Origin of the sequence: Marinomonas arctica, from assembly GCF_003259225.1 — a bacterium.
GTDB classification, from domain to species: Bacteria; Pseudomonadota; Gammaproteobacteria; order Pseudomonadales; family Marinomonadaceae; genus Marinomonas; species Marinomonas arctica.
The window spans coordinates 1-826 of sequence record NZ_QHJF01000080.1 but is presented as its reverse complement, the minus strand read 5'-3'; the positions used below and the strand labels follow the sequence as shown (position 1 = coordinate 826).

At 39.3% G+C, this 826-nt stretch carries 1 protein-coding gene; it reads right to left on the bottom strand.

Annotation, left to right across the window (positions count from 1 at the left end; all coding sequences use genetic code 11):
- Positions 1-826: IS1595 family transposase (locus tag DK187_RS20915; RefSeq protein ID WP_111609222.1), on the bottom strand; the 826-nt coding region annotated here is incomplete at both ends.

The window sequence follows — 826 nt, the reverse complement described above, 5'->3', positions numbered from 1 at the left end:
TCTAGACCGAGATTTTCTTCTGTTAAATCTAAAAGTATATTCATCCAAGTAGTAATCTAGCTGTTTAGATTGAACGGCACCTTGATAGGTTCCCAACAACCAGCGTTTCAGCAAAGAAGCTACTCGATGTACACCTGGCATGGTTTCGTGGGCTGGTATATTTGAACCAAGATGCACGGTCTTTTTTCTTGAATATCCCATTTTATCAACGGAACCATAAGCTGCAGATCCATCTGTGTGAATTTGACTATTCGGCTCAATAACATCTTTTATGAATTGCTCAATGTTGTTTTTTGTCGCTTTGTCGACTTGTCGTAATCTAATGCGACCAAACCCTTTTGGTTCTATTAACTCTATTGCAATCAACACAACAATTTTCTTCTTATCTTGTTGATTTATATCGACTACACCACCAACAAAGGTTTCGTCTACCTCAACAAGTCCAGATAACTTATCTCTTTCAGGATTAATCATTGCGTAGCGTAATCGGTGTAATATAGCCCAAGCAGTTTGATAGCTGCCAAGTCCGAGTAAACGCTGTATACCAAGTGCACTAACGCCATTTTTCTGATTGGTGAGATACCAAATTGCAGCAAACCAATCTTTAAGGGGGGTTCTCGTTTTCTCAAAAATAGTGCCTGCTGTGACAGAAGTTTGTTTTCGACACTGAACACATTTAAGTTTATTTTTGGGAAGATTATAGGGCGCATTATTTGCCAAACAATTGGGGCATATGAAACCATTAGGCCAACGAAGCGTGTACAGATAATCACGACAAGCTTGCTCATCGTGGAACCAGTCAACAAATTGACTCCAATTTTTAGGG